General features: G+C 42.9%; 2 protein-coding genes. Both read left to right on the top strand.

Annotated elements, in window-relative coordinates; all coding sequences use genetic code 11:
- Window positions 1-633 precede the first annotated feature (633 nt).
- Complete coding sequence (locus tag ACEYW6_RS18555; protein WP_412980887.1) at window positions 634-6,600, top strand: amino acid adenylation domain-containing protein; 5,967 nt, start codon at window positions 634-636, stop codon at window positions 6,598-6,600.
- 365 nt (window positions 6,601-6,965) lie between these two features.
- On the top strand, window positions 6,966-8,147 hold the full coding sequence (locus ACEYW6_RS18550; RefSeq protein ID WP_412980886.1) for an aldo/keto reductase: 1,182 nt from the start codon (window positions 6,966-6,968) through the stop codon (window positions 8,145-8,147).
- The last annotated feature ends 15 nt before the right edge of the window (window positions 8,148-8,162 follow it).

Genomic DNA, 8,162 nt, shown 5'->3' with positions numbered 1-8,162 from the left:
GAGCAGGTAATTTCTATCTCTTCTTATAATTTTATCCTAGAAGCTCTTTTCTATGCAGCTTCATATTAAATTGGTATAAGAGAGAGTATTTTTTTTGCTTTACACTATTTTTACATATCGAATAAATACAGTGAAGATTCGGTAATAATTATTTTTTCCTTCAGCAAATTTTCATGAAAAAGGATAAAGTCTTTTTAGTATTAAATTTGAGTCATCTAGATTATACAAAAAATGATTTGTAAATTAAAAGTAAAGCCGCAGAATAAATACTTTTCCATGCATGTACTTTAACAATGGAATCATGCATTTTTTGTAATTTTAATTGGGTTTTAAAGATTGATGTAAAAAATTAAGATATAGGGTAAAGATAGGATTATTATGTTAAATAAAAATCGATTAGCTAGAGCTTTAAATACCACTTCTCTTGTGAAGATGTATATAACTAACCTGGGTACTGCAAACTAGAGGTCTTAGCGCAGTGTCCCGATCTTAAAGCTAGTCAGGCTTTGTTTCTGTAGCCCTAGCCTTATATACTGAGGGCATTAATATGCAACCTCACACAGAATTTGGTATATATACAATAAATAATAAATTAGAAAAATGCCATTTCCTGATGGAGTTGATACATAGAAAATGCAGATAAATAGCCAAACTTCAGGGTATAAGCAAAATATTCCGTTAAATACCTTAACTCACATTATCGGCACTCAAGTTCTACAGGAATGGCATGACACTCAAGTAGTTCATCATCAGGATCTATGCATTCATCAAATATTTGAGATGCAAGTAGAGCGATCGCCCCAAGCGATCGCTGTAGTATTTGAAGATATACAACTTACTTATCAGCAGTTAAACAAGCGGGCGAATCAACTAGCGCATCACTTACGTACTTTAGGAGTTGGGCCCGAAGTACTAGTGGGGATTTGCCTGGAGCGATCCTTGGAGATGATCGTAGGAATACTAGGTATTCTTAAAGCTGGAGGCGCTTATGTGCCTTTAGATCCGGCATATCCCCCAGAGCGTTTAACTTTCATCTTATCAGATACCCAGACACCAGTGTTGTTGACCCAAGAGAAATTGGTCAAGAACCTACCACCGCATCAGGCACAAGTGGTTTGTCTAGATTCAAATTGGCAAGGTAATATTCAAAACAGTCAAGAAAATCCTGTAAATCAAACGACGGTTGATAACCTGATCTATGTAATCTACACATCTGGTTCTACAGGACAGCCCAAAGGTGTAATGATCCCTCATCGTGGTATCTGTAATCAACTATACTGGCGGCAAACAACCTTTAAATTAACTCAAGCAGATAAAGTCTTACTGACTATTTCTTTTAGCTTCGACCCCTCAGTATGGCAGATATTCTGGCCATTATGCTTCGGGGGGCAATTGATCATGGCTCGTCCTGGTGGACATCAAGACACTGCCTATCTTGTGAAGGTGATTACTGAGCAGCAAATAACTGTCTTGGCCTTAGTACCTTCTATACTGCGTGTCTTGCTGGAAGAAGAAGGAATTGAGAATTGCCGATTTCTCAGACATATTACCTGCGGTGGCGAAGCTTTACCTGGCGAACTCATAGAACGTTTCTTTGCCAAACTGAATTTGGACAATGTTTTCCATAATTGCTATGGTCCGACAGAAGCTTCCATTGATAGCACTTTCTGGATTTGCCAGCGCGGCACTAATTACAGCATTGCTCCCATTGGTCGCCCCATTACTAATGCAGAGATTTACATCCTTGATGAAAATTTGCAGCCTGTGCCTGTTGGTGAATCAGGTGAACTGCACATTGGCGGTATTGGTCTAGCGCGGGGCTATCTTAACCGTCCTGAATTGACCGCAGAGAAGTTCATTTTCAACCCTTTTAGCTCTGAAGTTGGGGCACGTCTTTACAAAACTGGAGACTTGGCACGTTTTCTACCAGACGGTAATATCGAGTTTCTCGGTCGTATTGACTACCAAGTGAAGATTCGTGGCTTCCGAATTGAATTGGGAGAGATTGAAGCGATATTAGCTCAACATCCAGCCCTGACACAGACTCTAGTCATAGCCAGAGAGGATATTCCTGGTGGCAAGCAACTCGTAGCATATATTGTTGCCAACCCAGAGCAAATTCCTAGTCAGGTTGAATTGCGTAGCTTTTTGCAAAGTCGGTTGCCTGAATATATGGTACCTACCAGCTTTGTATTTTTGGACACCCTGCCATTAAGCCCCAACGGCAAAATAGACCGCCGTGCTTTACCTGCACCGCATACATCTAATATTGACCTGTCAACTAACTTTGTCCCACCCCAAAATGCTACAGAAAAAGTCTTAGCTAATATCTGGGTAAAAGTTTTGCGTCTGGAACAAGTAGGCATTCACAACAATTTTTTTGAATTGGGAGGCCATTCACTGCTAGCGACTCAAGTCATGTCTAGGGTTCGCAAAGCCTTTCAGATAGAAATGCCGTTGCAGATTTTATTTGAGAATCCAACGATCGCTAGTTTAGCTCAAGCCATCGCTCAAACCCAGATTCCAGAAAATGACCCCCACAACCAGACTATTCCCCTAATATCTAACCGGGAGTCAATCCCTTTATCCTTTGCCCAGCAGCGAGTGTGGTTTTTGGAGCAGTTGGAACCTAACAGCCCAGCTTATATTATCTCCAATGCACTGCGTTTAAGGGGCGAGTTCAACGCAAGTATATTGCAACAGGCACTAAATGCGATCGTCATCCATCACGAAGCACTGCGAACAAACTTTATTACATCACCGGATGGTAGCCCCATACAAGTTATTGGCAAGCCTCGGCCAGTTGAACTCAAGATAATTAAAGCAACACAAGAGCAGGTACAATCTCTGCTAAATCAAGAGGCGCGACGCCCCTTCAACTTAGAATCTGACTTAATGTTGCGAGCTTGCTTGCTCCAGATAGACGAACAGGAGCGAATACTGTTGTTAGTGATGCACCACATCGCTTCCGATGGTTGGTCAATGGGTATTCTCTGGCAGCAGTTAGCATCTCTTTATGAAGCCTTGTTGAGCGGTAAGCCTTCTCCTTTGGCAAAATTACCCATTCAGTATGCCGATTTTGCTGCCTGGCAGCATCAATGGCTATCTGGTAAAGTTCTCTCCAGTCAAATAAACTACTGGAAAACCCAGTTAGCAGGTGCTAATACTGTACTAGAATTGCCCACCGACCGGCCACGGCCACCAGTGCAAACTTACCAGGGGGCGGCCCAATCCCTAATGCTACCGCAGACTCTGAGTGCATCACTCATTGAACTCTCGCGTCAGGAAGGTGTCACCCTATTCATGACCTTGCTCGCGGCCTTTGGGACAATCCTGCACCGCTATACTGGGCAAGAAGACATTCTCATCGGTTCTCCCATTGCTGGACGTAACCGTTCTGAAATTGAAGGGTTGATCGGATTTTTTATTAATACCGTCGTTTTACGGACTGATTTTTCCGGTAATCCTAGTTTTCGTTCAGTGCTAAGTCGAGTTCGCCAGATGGCATTAGGTGCTTATGCTCATCAGGATATGCCCTTTGAGAAACTGGTAGAAGAACTGCAACCAGAGCGAGATACCAGCCGGAACCCACTGTTTCAAGTGTGGTTTAATATGCTCAACTTAAAAGACATCCAACTGGAACTACCTGGAGTGGTGATAGAACCAGTCTCGATGTTAGAAACAGCTTCCAAATTCGACTTAACCTTGTATGTGACAGAAAAAAATCAGGGAATCCAACTTGATTTAGTCTACAACACTGATTTGTTTGCTTCAGAGCGGATGATGGAAATGCTGCATCAATTCCATCATTTGTTGAATCAAATTGTTGCTGCTGCGGATAGCCAGATTAGTTTGTATTCTCTTGTCACACCAAAAGCCAGAACTTTGCTACCAGAACCAAGGGCGGTTTTGCCAGAACCGAGTTACGAATTGGTAACAACAATGTTTACCTCTTGGGTAAATCGTACCCCAGAACATTCAGCACTCCGTCAAGGATTTCGCACTTGGAACTATGGGAAATTGGGCAAAAGCGCTCAAGCTTTAGCAGGGGTAATGTTGGATCACGGAGTCCAACGGGGAGATGTTGTAGCCGTGTTTGGGACAAGAAGCTTTGGACTGATTGCGAGTATGGTCGCTGTACTCTTGAGTGGCGGTGTCCTACTTACCCTCGATCCAAAACTTCCTAGCGATACCTACGGTGGGCTATGCCAACGCCACTTGATCATGTTAAAGGAAGCTAAAGCTAAATACATATTATATATTGATAGTCAGCATCCAAAAGATAAAGAAATATACAAATCTTTAACGAGCATCTGTATAAACCCAGACACAGGAGAAGCGATAAATTCACCCCAAGACAGCAGTAAAGCAATCAACTTGCCTGAAATTACTGCCGATGATGCAGCTTATATTTTCTTTACTTCTGGCACCACTGGTGTACCCAAAGGGGTGCTGGGATGTCACAAAGGGATGGCGCATTTTCTCAATTGGCAGAGGCAGACATTTGAAATTGGTCAGCAAGACCGGGTTGCCCAATTGACAGGTCTTTCCTTTGATGTAGTCCTCAGAGATATTTTCTTACCTTTAACTAGTGGTGCAACCCTGTGTTTACCAGAGGAAGGGGATAACCTAGAACCAACTAAGATTCTGAATTATTTGGAACATGAGCAAATTTCTGTGCTGCACACAGTTCCATCGCTGGCGCAATTATGGTTAGCGAATGTGCCGTCAGGAGTCTATCTACGTAACTTACGCTGGTTGTTCTGTGCTGGAGAACCTCTCAAGGAGACACTTGTATGTCGGTGGCGCGAAGCTTTTCCCGAATCAGGTGAAATTGTCAATCTTTATGGGCCGACAGAGACAACTTTGGCGAAGTGTTATTACAAAATACCTGTTGAGTGTACACCAGGAGTACAACCAGTAGGATTGCCGCTCCCTGAAACCCAAGCACTAGTTTTGACACCAAATAACCAGTTGTGTGGCATTGGTGAACCAGGCGAGATCGTTATACGAACACCATTCCGCACTTTGGGTTATATAAATGCTCAAGATGAAAACCGTTCTCGGTTTGTCAAAAACCTCTATCGGAATGACGAACGAGATTGGCTTTATTATACAGGCGATCGCGGATGCTATCGTCCAGATGGCTCTCTAGAAATTCTCGGTCGCCGAGATCATCAAGTTAAGATCCGTGGGATACGCATGGAACCAGGGGAAATTGAGACGGTGTTAGCCCAACACCCAGATGTACTTCAAACTGTAGTAATTGCCCGTGAAGATGTTCCTGGGGATCAACGTTTAGTGGCTTACATTATCCCGAATCAAGACTGGGCATCTACAATTAGTGACATACGTAGCTTTCTCTTGACAAAGCTCCCACAGTACATGGTACCTTCGGCTTTCGTCTTGCTGGACACCATGCCTCTAACCCCCAACGGCAAGGTAGACCGCCGGGCCTTACCTGCACCCGACTTATCAAGGCAAGAGTCGGAAGCTACGTTTGTTGCTCCCCGCAATGAGGTGGAACGCCAGCTAATAAAGATTTGGGAGGAGATTTTAGGTGTCCAGCCCATTGGTGTCAAGGATAACTTTTTTGAGCTAGGAGGACACTCCATATTAGCAGTAAAACTATTTTGGCAAATTGAGAAAACATTTAATAAAAATCTGCCTCTTGCTATTCTCTTCCAGTCAGGGACTGTAGAGGCTTTAGCCAAAATAATTTGCCAAGAAGATTTAGCAAAAAACAAGGCTTTAGTAGATACATTAGACAAATCAAAAGGTACTTGGTCATCCCTAGTAGAAATTCAACCCAATGGTTCCAAGCCACCTTTTTTCTGTATTCACGGACTAGGTGGAGAAGTCTTGTGTTTCCGTGAATTGGCATTGCATCTGGGTTCAGATCAACCATTCTACGGACTACAACCACAAGGGCTAGATGGAAAACATCCCTTCCATACACGGGTTGAAGACATGGCAACTCACTACATTAAAGAAATTCAGACCCTTCAGCCTAATGGCCCTTATTTTCTAGGAGGTTATTCTTTTGGGGGTGTAGTTGCTTTCGAGATGGCTCGGCAACTCCAAGAGCAAGGCGAACAAGTTGGTATTTTAGTTATGCTTGATAGTTGTCGCCCAGGTTATAGCTGGCGGGCATCATTTCTCAAGCGAGTTTTCTTGCATTTAAATAATATTATTCAACAAGGGCCTGACTACCTTTGGCAAAGGGCTGTGAGATGGAGTTATTGGCGTAAGTCTCATCTCCAAAATAGATATAATCGTTACTTAGAAGGCGTACTTAATTTACCTACAACTGACAAGCACTTAAAGATTATAGATGCTAACACTCAAGCCGTCAGTGAATATATCTTTTCACCTTACCTTGGTCGAGCTATCCTCTTGCGAACAGACGATCAAAGTCGGGACGAAGCTATAGGCACACAATACGATCCTCAATTCGGCTGGGGCGAAGTAGTTGCTGGAGGATTAGATATCCATTACGTTCCCGGATCTCACCTTGACCAACTTAATGAGCCGCATGTACAGGTGTTAGCCGAAACATTAAGAAATTGCTTAATCCAAGCGCAGTCTCCAAATAATTAATCTAAAAACCCATTACCTTCGCAAAAGAAGTCAACTGTCCAATTGATTTCTGGAAGAGGGTTTGGAGATTGCTTTACTTCGTTCGTAATGACAACTAATCAGCCGGACATGATATGAGAAACAATACCAAAGCGAAGGCTTATCTACCAATGGAAAAATGCATTCTAGTGGTAACTAGGATAAGATAATTATTTTGTGTAACTGGAATACTGGTCGCAGTCCAATAGCTAAAAGACCTGACCGATTTAATATGTGATGAATATTGCTAGTGTCAGAGATTGAACAGAGGTAATCATTGTGGCACTGTAGTCACGAATGACTGTCGTTTTGAGATTTTAAGTTGGTAAGCAATCCACAATTTACTGATGCTATATAGACGATTTGGACGCACAGAATTACAGATGCCAGTGTTTTCCTGCGGTGGCATGAGATATCAGTTCAAATGGGAAGATGTTCCCAATAATGAAATTCCTGCTGATAACCAGGCGAATCTGGAAGCGACTATTAGAAGGGCTGTCGAGGTTGGGATTAATCATATTGAAACGGCCCGTGGTTATGGCACTTCCGAAATGCAATTGGGAAGAGTTCTACCTCAGTTTCCCCGTGAAAAGTTGATTGTTCAGACCAAAGTCAGCCCAAAGGCAGATGCGAAAGAATTCCGCGAGACATTTGAACAATCATTGCAAAATCTCCAGCTAGATTATGTTGACCTTTTAGGGTTACACGGCATCAATCATGCTGAGTCATTCGACCATAGCATCCGTCCTGGTGGCTGTTTAGAAGTAGCGCAGCAGTTGCAAGCTGAGGGAAAAGTTAGATTTATTGGCTTTTCCACACATGGTTCCACAGATATAATTGTGCAGACAATTAATACCAATTTATTTGATTATGTGAACCTGCACTGGTACTACATTAATCAATGGAATTGGGCGGCAATTGAAGCAGCTAAACGCCACGATATGGGGGTGTTTATCATTAGTCCATCTAATAAAGGAGGTTTGTTGTATGAACCTCCACAAAAATTAGTAAATCTTTGCGCCCCTTTGAGTCCAATTGTGTTTAATGATTTGTTTTGTTTGAGTCATCAAGAGGTGCATACTTTGAGTGTGGGAGCAGCAAAACCACAAGATTTTGATGAACACCTGAAGACTTTAGAATTAGTAGATCGGGCATCAGAAATTTTGCCCCCGATTTTAGCAAGGTTGGAGTCAGAAGCGATCGCTACTTTGGGAGAAGATTGGGTAAAATCCTGGCAGACAAATCTACCAACCTTTGAGGAAACTCCTGGTGAGGTAAATATTCGGGTAATTTTGTGGCTGCGAAATTTAGCGATCGCCTACGATCTGGTAGAGTATGCCAAAATGCGCTACAACCTGCTTGGCGATGGTAGCCACTGGTTCCCCGGCAACAAAGCTGATCGGCTAGACGAATTAAACTTGCGGCAATGTCTCGCCCGCAATCCTCACGCCGACAAAATCCCCCAACTTCTGGAACAAGCACATCAATTGTTGGCGGGTGAAGCGGTCAAACGTCTATCTCGCACATAATACACATAATAAATT

The organism is Nostoc sp. UIC 10607 (genome assembly GCF_047228265.1).
GTDB classification, from domain to species: domain Bacteria; phylum Cyanobacteriota; class Cyanobacteriia; order Cyanobacteriales; family Nostocaceae; genus Nostoc; species Nostoc foliaceum_A.
This window is presented reverse-complemented; position numbering and strand designations above follow the sequence as displayed.

Excerpts from the sequence above, each read along its gene's own strand:
- ACEYW6_RS18550 (WP_412980886.1), top strand. The coding sequence starts at position 6,966 with ATGCTATATAGACGATTTGGACGCACAGAATTACAGATGCCAGTGTTT.
- ACEYW6_RS18555 (WP_412980887.1), top strand. The coding sequence starts at position 634 with ATGCAGATAAATAGCCAAACTTCAGGGTATAAGCAAAATATTCCGTTA.